The sequence below is a fragment of the Pseudomonas sp. D5(2026) genome (assembly GCF_057766845.1).
Window position 1 is genome coordinate 3,091,332 of sequence record NZ_CM173421.1, and the last position, 14,534, is coordinate 3,105,865.

Genomic DNA, 14,534 nt, shown 5'->3' on the forward strand with positions numbered 1-14,534 from the left:
TACGGGGAACAACTCAGGCGAACCCTCAAAATTCACACTCTTGAAAGATAGCCCCCAAGGATCAATCCATGCAGTGGCATTAGGCGCATATTGGTAAATATTTACACCGCCACCTAAACCCAATGGATCTTGAGTTACAAAGCGCCCAATATCCGACGCATAATAACGGAAGGTATTATAATGCAGCTCACTCTCAACGTCGAAGTATTGCCCTTGAAATCGAAGGTTCTGCTCGACTTCACTAATATCTAGCTGCTCTAGCATGCCCCACGAGCGGTACGTAGCTTGCCAAACGACTGCGCCATCGCTGTTCGTAAGCTCCAGCGGCGTGCCAATCTGATCCGTATGGAAGTAATAGACCTTCTGCTCTTCCCCTTCAACTTGATCGACCCGCGCTAACGGCGCATAGCTACCCGGCTCGTACAGGTACAAGATGCTGTGCCCAGGAGTTTCCTCCCGCAGCATCCGCAAGCCTTGCCAGAGGAAGCGCTTCTGCTCTACCTCGCCATTCATTTCCGCCTGTTTGGCTATTCGCCTCCCCAAGCTGTCGTACCGGTACTCGCCTTGGCTATCCAGCTTGCCATTGACCAACGTCTCCGCCCGCACCAGCCGGTTCTCGCAGTCATAGATAAAGTGCTGCAGCTTGCAGTGCCCCGAGCGCTTCTCGATCAGGTTGCCCCACGGGTCGTAGCGGTACTCTTGATCCCGCCACTGTTTGATGCGGTTGTCCTTGACCTTGTCAAACTGACGCGCATTGAAGTCCAACCGGTTGGCCGCCGGGTCATAACGAAACTCTTCGCTGCCCACCAGCGAGCCCGTATCACGGCTGCGCAACTGGCCATTGGCTTCATACTCGTACTTGATCTCGCCACGTAGCTTGTCCAGCGTACGCACCAGTTCACCGGCCGGGCCGTACTGGTAACGGCGGTGGATCGGGTTGTAGGCGTGCTCGACCAGCAACGAGGTATTGATGCCGGTGTTGTGCACCTGCGAAAGCTTGTCGGCCGGCAAGGTCGAGGCAAACTGCCAGGCCTTGCGCCCCATGGCGTCATAACCGAAGCAACTGGTAAGCTTGCCCTGGGTCCGGTACACCTCGCGGTGCAGGTCATCGCGCTCCATGTCGCTGATCACCTGACCATCCAGGTTCAGCTGGTGCAGGTGACCGCTGCCGTAGTACAGGTGATTGACCTTGCGCCCATCCGGGAGGGTCAGCGTGGTCAGGTTGCTGAGTGGGTCGTACTCGTAGCCAAGCGTGCCGTCAGGGCTGATTTCTTTGGTCAGACGGCCGAGCAGATCGTAGGTGTATTCCAGCTTTTCTTCCGTGATCCCAAGCTGCTTGCCGATCCCGGTCGGTTGCCGCTCGATGCTCAGCAAACGGTCACCGTCGTCGTATGCGAATGTCTGGCTCGCATCACGGTTGATCTTGGCGACCAAACGGCCAATGGCATCACGCTCGAACAGCGTATGGCGCTCGGGCCGCTCGGCATTTTCGCCATAGCCAATCTCATCCAGTCGTGTGAGATGACCACCGACGTTGTAGCTGAAACGCCGGGTCAGGTTATCCACCCGCACTTCCTCGCTTAGCCGGTCCGACGCATCATAGGCAAAGCAGTAGGCCGCGCTGTTCTCGTTGACCAGTGCGGTCAGGCGCAAGGCCTTGTCGTACTCATAGCGGATCCACTCGCTCGTGGCGTCCTGGCGGCTCTTAGCAGCCCCCGCGAGATACGCTACAGTCGAGTAGCCTGGCCTTTGCCATCGCGGGGACCCAGTACTTGGCTGAGGTTATTATTGGGATAGGAAACCAATATTCAGATCCATGCCTACTTCACTTATAAATGACACCTAAGACAAGACATTAATCATCTTCACCTAAGCCCTAAAGATAGCAAACCCTGCCCCAACTCATAAAAATTGCGCAACGATACAACTACAAACCACTTATTCGACAACTTTCAACCAACATACACCTACATAGAAGCCAGCCACAATAGATTCACTACAACTCAAAGCTCCCTAATCGCTTGCCTAATCGAGTCAACAAAAAACTCCTCAAAACTTTGATAAATTACATTTTTTTCTTTGGTTCGCTTGAACGAAAGCTGAGTTTCAACTATGACCGGCTCTCCAGTAGCTCCGAGAGTCGAGACATCTATGGAATAAATCGGACCATAGCCAGAAGCTTTCACTACAATCATCGACTCATTTGCATCGCCATCAGCTCTAGCACTTTTTGTGGCAAAAACCACGTTAGGAACAGACGTTGCACCAATACCGCTCTTGGTTATACCATAGTAAGTATCACCCGCAAACGACAGCGCACCATATTTCTTCAAAAACAGTTTATATGATAATGGGAAATTAACACCAAGAGCTTTCTCAAAGTCTGCTATCGCTTCATCCGATGCCCCCCCTGCGTATGCGGGGTCTTCCCCGCTGGCGTTGATTTCAGATTCTATAATATCTATATAGCTCATTTTATATCCTCAAAAATCCAAGGCTCTGGCTTTCCAATAAGATTTCTTCCAAGTATTGAATGGACCGCGATTCATGCTTGGCGGCGCGCTGTTATAAAGACGTCTTAACCCATCACTTCCCACCCAACTTTTATCCCACTGGTTAGAATATATATGCACCACCCTGTCGTGCTTAGAATGGAAACTGCTTAGAACCTCAGCCATCGGGCCAGGTTCATCTTGGGTAAGATGATGAAGATTTACTTCTTTCCCATCCTTACCGATAGGCGCGTCCCCCTTCTTCATTCTCTGTATGTTAGTACGTCCCAGCTCATCCACACGATGCGGATCAAATATATCATTACGCTGATAAACTTTCCGGCCCGCTACACTTTTCGGTGTCCAGCATGCCCACCCAAGCGGGTCAACCCAAGAATTAGGATTAGGGGCAAATCCATAAAAATTAATCCCCCCACTTAAACCAATTGGGTCTTGGGTCGTAAATCTTCCTACTTCGGAGTCATAATATCGGAAAGTATTGTAGTGCAAATAGCTTTCACAATCAAAGTACTGCCCTTGAGATCTAAGGTTCTGCTCAACCTCACTAACAGCTAGCTGGTCTACAGCCCCCCAAGAACGGTAAGTAGCCTGCCAAACAATCTCACCCTCGCTATCCGTCAGCTCCAACGGCGTCCCAATCTGATCCGTATGGAAGTAATAGACCTTCTGCCCTTCCCCTTCAACCTGATCAACCCGCGCCAATGGCGCATAGCTACCCGGCTCGTACAGGTACAAGATGCTCTGCCCTGGCGTTTCCTCCCGCAGCATCCTTAGCCCTTGCCAGAGGAAGCGCTTCTGCTCGACCTCGCCATTGATTTCAGCCTGCTTGGCTATTCGCCTCCCCAAGCTGTCGTAACGATACTCGCCTCGGCTTTCCAGTTTGCCATTGACCAACGTCTCCGCCCGCACCAGCCGGTTCTCGCAGTCATAGCTAAAGCTCTGCAGCTTGCTATGCCCCGAGCGCTTCTCGATCAGGTTGCCCCACGGGTCGTAGCGGTACTCCTGATCCCGCCACTGTTTGATGCGGTTGTCCTTGACCTTGTCGAACTGCCGCGCATTGAAGTCCAGGCGATTGGCTGCCGGGTCGTAGCGGAACTCCTCGCTGCCGATCAACGAGCCGGTATCACGACTGCGCAACTGGCCGTTGGCTTCGTACTCGTACTTGATCTCGCCGCGTAGCTTGTCGAGGGTACGCACCAGTTCACCAGCTGGGTCGTACTGATAACGGCGGTGGATCGGGTTGTAGGCGTGCTCCACCAGCAACGAGGTATTCACACCGGTGTTGTGCACTTGCGAGAGCTTGTCGGCCGGCAAGGTCGAGGCAAACTGCCAGGCCTTGCGCCCCATGGCGTCATAACCGAAGCAACTGGTGAGCTTGCCCTGGGTCCGGTACACCTCGCGGTGCAGGTCATCGCGCTCCATGTCGCTGATCACCTGACCATCCAGGTTCAGCTGGTGCAGGTGACCGCTGCCGTAGTACAGGTGATTGACCTTGCGCCCATCCGGCAGGGTCAGCGTGGTCAGGTTGCTAAGCGGGTCGTACTCGTAGCCAAGCGTGCCGTCAGGGGTGATTTCTTTCGTCAGCCGGCCGAGCAGATCGTAGGTGTATTCCAGCTTTTCTTCCGTGATCCCAAGCTGCTTGCCGATCCCGCTCGGTTGCCGCTCGATGCTCAGCAACCGGTCACCGTCGTCGTATGCGAATGTCTGGCTCGCATCACGGTTGATCTTGGCGACCAAACGGCCAATGGCATCACGCTCGAACAGCGTATGGCGCTCCGGCCGCTCGGCATTTTCGCCATAGCCAATCTCATCCAGTCGTGTGAGATGGCCACCGACGTTGTAGCTGAAACGCCGGGTCAGGTTATCCACCCGCACTTCTTCGCTCAGCCGGTCCGAAGCGTCGTAGGCAAAGCTGTACGTGGCGTTGTTTTCGTTGACCAGCGCGGTCAGGCGCATGGCCTTGTCGTACTCGTAGCGAACCCTCTGGCCCTTGGCATCCTGGCGGCTGCTCGGCAGGCCGCGGGCCGTGCGCATCAGGCGGGTGGTCTGGCCCTTGCCGTCGGTGTGGCTGAGCACCTGACCGTAGACGTTGTAGGTGAAGCTTTCCGTGGTGCCGTCCGGGTGGCTGATGCGCAGCACTTCGCCGTCGGGCTTGCGCTCCAGCGTGGTGGTCTGGTTCAGCGCGTCTGTTACCGCGACCAGGTGCTGGCGTTCGTCATAGCGGTAGTACGTACTCTTGCCCGAGCAGTCCTGGTAGCGCTCGACCTGGGCCAGGGTGTTCCACCACAGGTACTTGGACTTGTAGGTCGCATCGATGATGGTGTGCGGCAGGCCGTCATCGCTGTTCAGGTACTCGGTCATCTGGCCGAGGGCATCGAATTCGGCGAGCAGGTTGCCCTTGTCGTCGTAACGCGCTCGCCAGGTGCTGCCATCCGGGTAGCTGACCTGGGTCACCAGCGTGGTCAGGTGGTGATATTCGTACTGGGTCTTGCGGCCGAGCGGATCGGTTTCTTCGAGCAGGCGGGAGAATTCGTCGTACTTGAATTGCAGGCGGTTACCGTCCGGCAAGGTCAGGCCAACCATATTGCCGTGTTCGTCCAGCTCGATGGCGTAGCGCTCGCCGCCATAATCACGGCTGGCGACCACGCGGTGGTCAGCGTTGTACTGCACTTCCAGCTCGCGGCCGAGCACGTCGGTGGCCCAGCTGGTGCGGCTATCGAGGTCGTAGCGGAAGTGGTAGTGCTCGCCGTCGCTGGTCCAGTGTTCGATCACGCGCGGCCTGTCGCCCAGGGTTTGCCAACGGTAGTGGCAGCCCAGCCCCAGCGCGTTGCTGTGGGTCACCATCAGTCCGTCGGCGTAGCTGAAGCTGCGCACGGTGTCGCCGTTGCGGTTGATCACCGCGCTCAGCTGGCCGTGTTCGTCGTAGCGGTACTGGGTGAGCGTTTCGACCGCCTCATTGTTGACCACGCGCTTGATGTCGGTCAGGCGACCCAGCGGGTTGTCGTAGTGCAGGTGCACGCGGGTGCCGCCGGTGGCGCTGATGTCGGTCAGTGTGCCGTCGGGCGTGCGGGTGAAGTGCAGGAAGTGGCCGAGGACGTTCTCGATACGCTGCAGCGGCACTTCGGTGTTGGTGTCTGGCACTTCGCCGAAGTAGAAGAACAGGTTATCGAGGGTCTGCAGGATGTAGTGGCCGCCCTCGGTGCACACCAGGTACACCTGCTCGTACGGGTTGTAGATGCGCTGCCCCGGTTGCAGGGTCACGAACGGGACTTCGCGGCCCTGGTTGTCGGTGAGGTAGATGAATGCCCCCTGGCGGCGCAGGCTCTGCTCCCAGGGCAGCACCCAGCCGCGGCCGAGTACGCTGTCGACCGTCAGGTCGCTGGCGTAGAAGCGCGACCACTCGATCGGCATCAGGCCCGGCAGGCTGAAGTCGATTTCATCGGGGATCAGCTTGCGGCCCGTGGTGAGGTCGACGGGGTTGCCGACCAGGCCGCCGATAGCCTTGCGGGCCACGGGTTCGACCACGTAACGGCTGGCCACCTCACCGGCGACGAAGCCGGCCGTGAACTTCAGGGCGCAAGGCATGACGGCTTTCATGCCGGCCTGGGTACCCGCCTTGATCAGCTGGGCGATACCGCCTGCGGCACCGGCGATGGCCATCAGTACATCCACGGTGGTGCGCAGCCACTCCGGGACTTCATCGTCCACGGGCAGGTAACGGTAGGTGCCGCCGCCGATGATGACGTTGTCCGAACCACCGGAAATGGTGGCGCCGCAGGTCAGCTTGTCGCCCTTGCGCGCGGCGGCGACGCTGTTGATGAAGACGTTGGTCGAGCCTTCGGCAATCTGCACCGGCCCTGGGTGCTTGTCGCAGGCACCGATGCTTTTTTCGACGCGGGCGGCCTTGCGGCTGTTGATGAACACGTTGGGTGAGGCAGTGGTTATCGTCCCTGAGGGGGACGAGAACATACTGCCTATCGCCTCTCCGGCGGCAGTCAGCAAGCTGCCCCCGATGCCGGCTGCGAGGCCGGCCAGCAAGGCCACGCCGAACCCGCAGGTGAACGTGGCGATGGCCACCGTGGCCACCAGCGCAATCCCCAGGGCGGCCCCGATCAGGAAGCCCCCCAGCGCGCTGGTGTGCGATATCTCGTCGCCGAACCTGGCCGCTTCGAACATGAGGGATTACTCCTGTTCGCCGGACTCGGCGCTGGTTTCGGACGGGGCACGCGGGGTGAAGCTGGCCAACAGATTGTCCCAGTCCTGGTTCTGCTGGGCACTGAAGTCGGCCTGTGCAGTGGTGGAGAAGATCAGGGCACGCCCGGGGCTGATGATGAAGGCGGCCTGGCGCTGGTACAGCGGGCGGCCCTGGTTCATGTAATAGGCGTCGATCTGGATACCGGCAATGGGTGCGGTAACCGAGAGCGTGACGGCCTTGTTGCCCATGCGGGTGTAGCCGCGCAGCTTGGAGGTTAGCAGCTTGACCTGGCGATCGACATAGGCCTGCAGCGCTTCGTCCGGCAGCAAGGTGTCACGCGAGATGGTGATGCTCAAGGGTGCTGGAACACTGGCACCCAGGACGAACATGTTGACCGTGCGGTCCTCGAAACCTGCCGGCAGCGCAATGCCGCCTTCCTGTAATTCGTAATCCATGCGATGAAAATTCCTGATAGCGAAAAAATCGGGGTCAGCCCTGCGCGAAGCCATCGAGCATGCGGTCGAACTCGGCCAGCCACTGGCTCAGGCCGGGCTTGCTGGGGTCGATCACGCTGGAGATATCCAGCCATTGCAGCGAATCGCTGCCGGCGATGGGCACCAGTGCGCCGACCAGGCGACCGTGCCGAGGCTCGTGGCCGGCATTGAAGTGAAAGTCCACGACCTTGGCCGGGTTCCCAGCCAGGAGGCAATCACGTTGGCGAATCACACGCAGTTGCGGGTTCAATTCGCGCAAAGCCTCGACTGCGCTCTGGAACAGTTGCTCCAGCGGCTGCCTGGCGCGCACATCACGACGGCGGATGCTGAGGCTGACCGGCTCGCCTTCATGCTCGAGGGTGGTCTGGATGTCGCGAAAACGAAAGCCGAGCGGAAACTGCAAGGAGAACCCTGCGAAGGTGAAAGCGCTGGCTACATCCTGCAACACGGCTGGCACCGGTTCCGGTTCCAGCTCGGACACAGGCTCGGGCACATGAGCCGCTTCCGCCAGACTGGCCAGCCGCGCAGACTCCTCTTGCGCTTCGCGCCTGGCAGAGATGCGGTCGTAGATCGAGGGCTTGTACATGAACCTTGCCTCAGTCGTTGATTCGCACTGCGGCGCCGGTGATCTGGGTGGTGTCGGTACTGGTGGTCACGATGACCTTGCCTTTGATCTCGATGCCTTCCGGGGTCAGCGTGATGCTGCTGTCGCCCACCTGCAGGATGATGTGCTGCTTGGCGGCCACCTGGATGAACTGGTTGTCGACTTGCAGGGTGTAGGAACCTTCGGTCACCTGCACCACGGTGTCTTTCTTGACCGTTTCGGTGTGCGTACCGCCAACAGTAATCGAGCGGTTGTTCCCCACATCGTGGGTCTCATCCAGCTCGATCTCGGTATCCATGTTGCGCTCGGCATGCATGATGATCTGCTCGGCGCCGGCCTTGTCCTCGAAGCGGAAGAAGTTGGCAGTGCCGCCGTCGCCCTTCATCGACCGCGTCAGGAACCCACTCTGAGTCTTGTTCGCCGGCAGCGACCATGGCGGGGTGTTGGTGCTGTTGTACAGGCTGCCCATGATCAGCGGCCGGTCCGGGTTGCCGTCAAGGAACACCACCACCACCTCGTCGCCTACGCGTGGGATCTGGATGCTGCCGAAGCCACCGCTGGCGCCGGACTGGGCGACACGTACCCAGCACGAGCTGTGGTCGTTGTACTTGCCATTGCGGTCCCAGTGGAACTGGATTTTCACCCGGCCCAGTTCGTCGGTGAAGATCTCCTCACCCGGTGGGCCGACGATGATCGCGGTCTGCGGGCCGGCAATGGTCGGTTTGGGCGTACTCAGCTGCGGGCGGAACGGGATCTTCTTGCGCACGCAACTGAAGGTGTTGAAATAGCTGGCCTGCTGGCCGGTAAGGTAGTTGTTGTGGCCTTCGCTTTCCACGCTCATCAGCAGGAACTGGCGGTCTTCTACCGGGCCTTGGTCGTGGATGTAGTGCTGCAGCAGCTCGAAGGTATAGCCTGGCTTCATGGCCCGGCAGTTACTGGCACCTTCAAACTTTTTGCCGCGCAGCTCCAGCGCCTCAATGCGCAGGCGCAGCAGGGTTTCGCCTTCGTCATAGGTACCGTGGGTGTACTGGCCGGGGAAGTCGTAGATCTCGAAGTTCTCGACATCGCCCTGCTTGTTCACGCTGTTCAGCGCCACCGGCAGGCGGTTGTTCGGTTGGCGGTAGTCAAAGGTTTGCGTGGCCATCTTGCCGGATTGCAGTTGACGGTTGCCGCTCCACTGGGTGATGGAGTCGGCGGTCTCGGTGACCGAGGCGCTGTGGAAGCGGATTTGCGGTTGCTCGGGGATGGCCACCAGCGTGCTGGAGTCATCGCAGATGATCATGGTGTGGCCTTCGGCGGTGTGCTCGAAGTAGTAGAACATCCCCTCTTCCTCCAGCAGGCGCTGGACGAAGTTGAAGTCGGTTTCGCGGTACTGGGTAATGTAGGTGTAGCGCTTCTGTGGCCGGGTCAGGCGAAACTCGTGGCGGGAAAACGCCGGGCACAGCGCGAACACTTCGGTGACCACTTCCTCGACCGTGTTGCCCTGGAAGATCCGCGTGTCGAAGCGGTTCTTCAGCATCGAGAACCACGGGTTGAGGGTAGCGGTATAGCGCGCCATGCCGCCGTCGCTGCCGATGCTGGCAAAGCGTGTGAGGTAGCCGGTTATGTACCGCGGGCCGCCTTCGGCCAGTTCGATCTCGATGCTGACGTGCTGGCCCATCATGGATTTGAGCGGCACGCCGGAGTCTTCGCAGACCAGCAGCAGTTCGTAGTTGAACGCCCGCGACAGGGCTTCAGTGCCCTTGAAGGTTTCCAGCAGCAGCTCCTGCTCGGGGTTGGCCAGGTTGTGAAACTTGAACAGGCGGCGGTTCTGTGGCGACAGCAGCGCGGAGGCCAAGTCCATGATCATGCGAAATCTCCTTGAAAACACGGCCAGCACGCGCTTGCGATGCTCAGCTGCAACCCTGATCTTGCGGGCGTATTCTGCATGCGCGCATAACGCGCGTGCTTGCGGAATCATGCGACTGCCTGCACAGAGGAAAGTGCCATCATGCATTGAAATAAATGCGACAGGGTTCACATTCCCGAATGCCAGGCAGGCAGAAAGGCCCAAAGGAAACACCGGCAAAAGCTGCCCTGTCAACTCATTACAGGCCTAGGAAAACCGGGCAATACCGCCCTGCAAGGCAATGTCATATCGCCATCCTTCATCCTCCTCACTGGCGCCCGGAAGCGCCCCCGGCAATCGCCGAACGGCCCGTCGCAGAAGGTTTGAGGTGCCGATCAGCGCCCATGCCTGACAGCTCCCACTTGAACTGTCTCGCTACCTGACGCATCAACTCCACTGGCGGAGAAAAATGTTCATAACGTGGATTGGTTCAAATTTTTTGCCACTAGCCAATTCCGCCAAATGGCCATCGCGAACGCGGCCGTAATGGCACTTGCGGGATGCGGTCAGCCACAAAGCCGTGCAGCGATGCTCAATTGCCATCATTGCCGCGCACGCTTGTCATGAGAACAATGGGCTCTCCGCCGGACTTCGCCCCATCCTGAGGTCTGAAGCGACATGCTGCGCTCGCCGCCGAGCGCCGCCACTTCCATGGACAGTGAAGCGAAAATGGATCTTTTAGCCAACATCCCCAGTTGGGGAGACATCGAACGCAATCTCGAGCAGAAATTCAGCGAGCTCAACCAGAGCGTCGACAGCGGCCTGAACAGCGCCCATGAGGCCTGGGACGGTTTCAGCCGACGAGTGAGCAATGGCGCCAACCAGGCCTATGGCTACCTCGGTGGCCAGCGTATCGACAACGTGCGCCAGGCCATGGCCCTGTCCTACCCGATCATTCAGGACAGCCTCAAGCGCAAGTGGTCCTCGATAGGTATCGAGCAAATCCTCCCGGTGCTGCTGCAACTGGTCAAAGAGGTGTCGATGATCCTCGGTGGCAGTGTGGCGGTTGGCTCGCTCGCCGGTGGCGTGGCCGGGGCGTTCGCCTTTGGCGTCGGCGCGGCGCCGGCATTGGCCTGCAGGTCGGCAACCTGATCCTCATGGGCCTGAGGCTGTCCGCCATCGCCGAGTATTTTTATCAGGGGCTGCCGGCCTGCCTGTCGACCCTTCACCAAGGCATGGCCACGGCCTGGTTCGCCGAGGATGGCCTCAAGCCCGCTGGCCTGGACCCGAGCGGCGGTTCCACGGCGCAGGCCCAGGAGCGTGTCGAGCGCGCTGCACGCCAGCTTGCTCGCGGGCAGGAGCAGTTGGTGCTGCTGTTACTGACAGCCATCGTCACCTACCTTACTCGGGGGCAGATGAAAGCCGGCGTCATGAGCAGCATGGAAAGCATTGCCGCCCGGAGCGCTCGGCTGCAGGCCGAGATCTCCAACAAGCAGCTGGCGGCCTGGTTGGCGAAGAATGAGCAGAAGCTGTTGGCGCAGCCGGAGTTGCAAGTTAAAGAACCATCTCCCATCAGCCAGGTCGAGCCAAAGAGCTTGCGAGAATTTTATGCGAAACAGGACCCTGACTTTGTAGCGCACGATCAACAACTAAAATATGCAGAGACTTTTGCACCCCGAGGCCTTAGCAACAAACAGATTAATGAGTATCTCGACAGCCCTGATGGTGAGCTATATCTGCAAAAGCTACGTGCCGCAGACCCCAAAGCATCAGACATGGACATTTTCAGCCGAGCCATCTCCCAGATAGGCTCGGGCAGTAACACTCCAAAACTGTCCATCATAGATTCGCCCCTCGTGAAAATCGTGCCAGTGGGACAAGAGGCAAGCCGTTACTCTCCATTTTTCACCACTATGGAGGAGCTGCAGTCTGCTGCGCAGGGAAGCCGAACCCTGGCTGATAGCCTAGGATTACCGCTGGGCAGTGAGGCTACAAAATATTCAATTTTTGAAATGACGCCACTTAAACCAACAGAGGTTTTTGTCAGCAAGATTGCGCCTACCACCGAATTTGGAGGTAACATTGACAGGGCGGGTGGCGCACTTCAATATCTTACCCCTAACCGTAATGAGTGGTCGGCCACCAAAGTCATAGGCACTATTGATAACTAGGATAGACAATGAACACGCACACACTGAAGGCTACCGCTGCAGCGCTTCGTGAAAAACTTGAGGCTCTCGAAGATCAAAATTCCGATGCGAAGCTGATGCTCAACACCCTACGCGGCCTCTTATTAAAAGCTGAAAATGGAAAAATTCATGCCCCCATGGAGGCTAGAGACATACCTGGTTACCGCTACTTACCGGAAACCAACTTACAGGACGATCGTAATTTCAGTCAGTTATTTGCAGAATTTTACATGGCATTGATTGATGGAGAGGAGTGGAGTTCCTTTAAGAAATTCCAAGCCAAAAATAAAAATCACGATTAGAAAAAGATGGAGCACATACAAGAAGCTTGCTCGAACGGGCAACTTGGCAGTACACCAATATACGAGGCAACCAGGATACTGCTGCCAATTTCTTCAAGTCACAGGGCTATAAGTCTGCCGATTACATCCCCCTGCTCATTGAGCCTCTGCATGATCACCGGAAAGAAATTGCGCGACTGACTATAGTCAAAGGTACGAACGGCGATCTTTCCGGATTGCAGTAGCTATAAGATTTCAACGATTTGTTCAGGCGGAAATCGCACTTTGCCAAGCTGCCAAAACCTGCAAGTACCTCGCCAACTAGGTCTTGTACCGTCTTACCCTGGAAGATTCGCGAGTCGAGAGAGCAAGTCAACATCACACTTCCTGGATAACTGGCGTCTAATATCGCTTATTTTCGGCTCTTGAGTGCAAAAACCCGAGCCAACCATGAAGCGTCACGTAACGCACGCACATATTCGATCTCAAGAAATGTGTATTGACGCGCCTCACGACGCTCGCGTTCTTTTAACGCCCTTAACGAAGCGATATTGGTGCGATTATAGAAGACCAAATACAGCGAAATGAAAACCATCACACACAGCACCACGGCCATAGAACTATTATAGTTCTTTATCGTCGGATACAGCAGACTACTCAACCCTGCACCAAGCCCGCCCACAACCCACGAATTGGCCTGCTCGGGTTCGAATACTTCTACCCGATCACCGCGTAACAGGAATGAACTCGCCTTGCTTCGATGCCCATAGGCCAATGCGAAAGCCAACGCAGTAAGAATGAGCGGCACGGCGCTGATCGCAAGCGCCGCTACGCCTCCCATTTTTGCTTGTTTGTACGTTATCGCCATTGACAGAACAAAGGCAAAAAGCGGCACGGCAGTCAAGCTGAAACAGAGACGTAAGGACGCAAAATCAGCAAATCGTTCCGAACGATAGGCGCATTTCACGCACCAGCAAAATGTAACAAAAGACGCTACAGCCATTGGCACAAAAACAATTTTCGGCGCCACCCCAAGTGTCAACACTGAAATCATAAGCGTCAAAAACCAGAAGGCCCAAATTCGCGCAAAAAACCGTTCGGTCGTAAACATTTAATTCAATCTTTCCCGGTCAGGTAAATGCATCCTGCATCAAGCTGGAAATCTCACAATGAAAACGCGCTTGGCCGGGAGCTGTCAAATGATGGCAATAAGCCAGATTGCCTCACCACGAGGACAAAAGCCGCGTGCAACAGGTGGATCATGGGCCTGTGTATCAGTAGACAATTTCTTGATTAATTACATCGGAATATGTCCTCCGGTTTGAGCTGCTGGAGGTCTGGAGTGTAGGCTCCCTACGCCTAGCCATGAGGCAGTAGATCGCGAATATCAGGGAGAATCGCCATGAGCGTGAGCGAAAGCCAACTCAGCCAGCTCGACCGGGAGATGGACCAGAATCACCGGGAAATGGTGATCATGTCCATTGAGGATTTTCACGCACAGGCCCAGTTTGCTCAGCAGGCACATGGCGCCACGCAATCGCCGCAAGTCTGTACGCGCACACAGGGCGATATGCTGACCGGCACCTGGCACGGCGTGAAATCCACCTACAACGGCCTGCCTCATACCTTCGTCAATACCACCTGGGGTGTGCCCGCGGCCATGGCCGCCTGGGACGCGAAAAACACCGCCAGTTTCATTCGCGACATGAACGGGTTGGGCACAAAAGTACGCTACAGAGTGCGCAATGGTAAGCAGTACGTCGTTCTCACCGGCTACCCTGGCCTGCGCAAGACACTCAACGCGCCACGCTATGGCATCCAGAATGCCAAGCTCGTCAGCATGGGCATCGGCAAGTATGGAGTGCGCGGTTCGTCCATCAAAGGATTCAAGCTTTCGTGCTACGTGGCGGTGGCCATTGAAGTCGCAGAATGGATATTTGCCGACGAGCACGTCATGAGCGACCTGTTTGGCGGCGTTGGCGTGGAACTGATCAAGGCCGGTATCGCCTCGGCACTCGGATACGCCGCGGCCCTGGCTGCTGGCGCCCTGTTCACTGCAGCCGCCGCACCAGTCATTGCCGGGGCGCTCGTGGTATTTGCCGTAGGCCTTGGATTGAACGCACTCGACAATCACTTCGGCATCAAGAATGCCGTTAAGGCGGGCTTACGATATGCCGTGGATCATATCGAGGCCATTCACAAGACAATCACCGAGATCAAGCCGGACGACCTGCGTCGCTACGCTGAGGAAACCGCCGCCAACATCGCAGGCAGGATTGCCGACGAGCTTTACGATGAGGCCAAGTCGTGGGTCATCCGTAAGCTGCGCCCCGACGGGATAGACTTGCCTGCATGGCCAGACGCCCCCAGGCTGCCATTGATGCCCTCATTGCCATCGCTCCCAACGTTCAACCTGCCTAAGTTCTGAGA

At 57.3% G+C, this 14,534-nt stretch carries 9 protein-coding genes and 2 pseudogenes; 4 read left to right on the plus strand and 7 right to left on the minus strand.

What is annotated here, in order from left to right:
* Positions 1-36: 36 nt before the first annotated feature.
* From AC3B5Q_RS14395 to AC3B5Q_RS14420, 6 genes and pseudogenes are all read right to left on the minus strand, one after another.
* Positions 37-1,781 (minus strand): annotated as a pseudogene (locus AC3B5Q_RS14395) (RHS repeat-associated core domain-containing protein); the annotation flags it as partial.
* 222 nt (positions 1,782-2,003) lie between these two features.
* The gene (locus AC3B5Q_RS14400; protein WP_121783545.1) at positions 2,004-2,474 is read right to left on the minus strand and encodes an SMI1/KNR4 family protein; all 471 of its coding nucleotides are present in this window, start codon (positions 2,472-2,474) and stop codon (positions 2,004-2,006) included.
* A 9-nt stretch (positions 2,475-2,483) separates the two neighbouring features.
* Positions 2,484-6,689, minus strand: a complete 4,206-nt coding sequence (locus AC3B5Q_RS14405) for a DUF6531 domain-containing protein (protein WP_274118918.1) — start codon at positions 6,687-6,689, stop codon at positions 2,484-2,486.
* A gap of 6 nt (positions 6,690-6,695) precedes the next feature.
* Entirely contained in the window at positions 6,696-7,163 is a 468-nt protein-coding gene (locus AC3B5Q_RS14410; protein ID WP_003248404.1) for a DcrB-related protein, read from the minus strand.
* Positions 7,164-7,197: 34 nt separating this feature from the next.
* Positions 7,198-7,788 (minus strand): hypothetical protein, encoded by a 591-nt coding sequence (locus AC3B5Q_RS14415; protein ID WP_103444333.1) that lies wholly within the window; start codon positions 7,786-7,788, stop codon positions 7,198-7,200.
* A gap of 10 nt (positions 7,789-7,798) precedes the next feature.
* Entirely contained in the window at positions 7,799-9,655 is a 1,857-nt protein-coding gene (locus AC3B5Q_RS14420) for a type VI secretion system tip protein TssI/VgrG (RefSeq protein ID WP_103444332.1), read from the minus strand.
* Positions 9,656-10,363: 708 nt separating this feature from the next.
* On the opposite strand from AC3B5Q_RS14420, the pseudogene AC3B5Q_RS14425 reads away from it, so the two are divergent.
* The 3 genes and pseudogenes from AC3B5Q_RS14425 to AC3B5Q_RS14435 all read left to right on the plus strand — a co-directional run bounded on the left by AC3B5Q_RS14425 (position 10,364) and on the right by AC3B5Q_RS14435 (position 12,349).
* A pseudogene (locus AC3B5Q_RS14425) lies at positions 10,364-11,805 on the plus strand (DUF6861 domain-containing protein).
* Positions 11,806-11,813: 8 nt separating this feature from the next.
* Positions 11,814-12,125 (plus strand): hypothetical protein, encoded by a 312-nt coding sequence (locus AC3B5Q_RS14430; protein ID WP_414816791.1) that lies wholly within the window; start codon positions 11,814-11,816, stop codon positions 12,123-12,125.
* 26 nt (positions 12,126-12,151) lie between these two features.
* On the plus strand, positions 12,152-12,349 hold the full coding sequence (locus AC3B5Q_RS14435; protein WP_338443455.1) for a polymorphic toxin type 46 domain-containing protein: 198 nt from the start codon (positions 12,152-12,154) through the stop codon (positions 12,347-12,349).
* Between the two features lie 167 nt (positions 12,350-12,516).
* Here the strand turns inward: AC3B5Q_RS14435 and AC3B5Q_RS14440 are convergent, their stop codons facing one another.
* Complete coding sequence (locus tag AC3B5Q_RS14440; protein ID WP_103444328.1) at positions 12,517-13,215, minus strand: hypothetical protein; 699 nt, start codon at positions 13,213-13,215, stop codon at positions 12,517-12,519.
* Positions 13,216-13,506: 291 nt separating this feature from the next.
* Here AC3B5Q_RS14440 and AC3B5Q_RS14445 point away from each other — a divergent pair, with 291 nt between their 5' ends.
* A complete protein-coding gene (locus AC3B5Q_RS14445; protein WP_319298147.1) occupies positions 13,507-14,532 on the plus strand; it encodes a hypothetical protein in 1,026 nt (341 codons plus the stop codon).
* Positions 14,533-14,534 lie beyond the last annotated feature (2 nt).

Excerpts from the sequence above, each read along its gene's own strand:
- AC3B5Q_RS14410 (WP_003248404.1), bottom strand. The coding sequence starts at position 7,163 with ATGGATTACGAATTACAGGAAGGCGGCATTGCGCTGCCGGCAGGTTTC.
- AC3B5Q_RS14405 (WP_274118918.1), bottom strand. The coding sequence starts at position 6,689 with ATGTTCGAAGCGGCCAGGTTCGGCGACGAGATATCGCACACCAGCGCG.
- AC3B5Q_RS14415 (WP_103444333.1), bottom strand. The coding sequence starts at position 7,788 with ATGTACAAGCCCTCGATCTACGACCGCATCTCTGCCAGGCGCGAAGCG.
- AC3B5Q_RS14420 (WP_103444332.1), bottom strand. The coding sequence starts at position 9,655 with ATGATCATGGACTTGGCCTCCGCGCTGCTGTCGCCACAGAACCGCCGC.
- AC3B5Q_RS14430 (WP_414816791.1), top strand. The coding sequence starts at position 11,814 with ATGAACACGCACACACTGAAGGCTACCGCTGCAGCGCTTCGTGAAAAA.
- AC3B5Q_RS14440 (WP_103444328.1), bottom strand. The coding sequence starts at position 13,215 with ATGTTTACGACCGAACGGTTTTTTGCGCGAATTTGGGCCTTCTGGTTT.
- AC3B5Q_RS14445 (WP_319298147.1), top strand. The coding sequence starts at position 13,507 with ATGAGCGTGAGCGAAAGCCAACTCAGCCAGCTCGACCGGGAGATGGAC.
- AC3B5Q_RS14400 (WP_121783545.1), bottom strand. The coding sequence starts at position 2,474 with ATGAGCTATATAGATATTATAGAATCTGAAATCAACGCCAGCGGGGAA.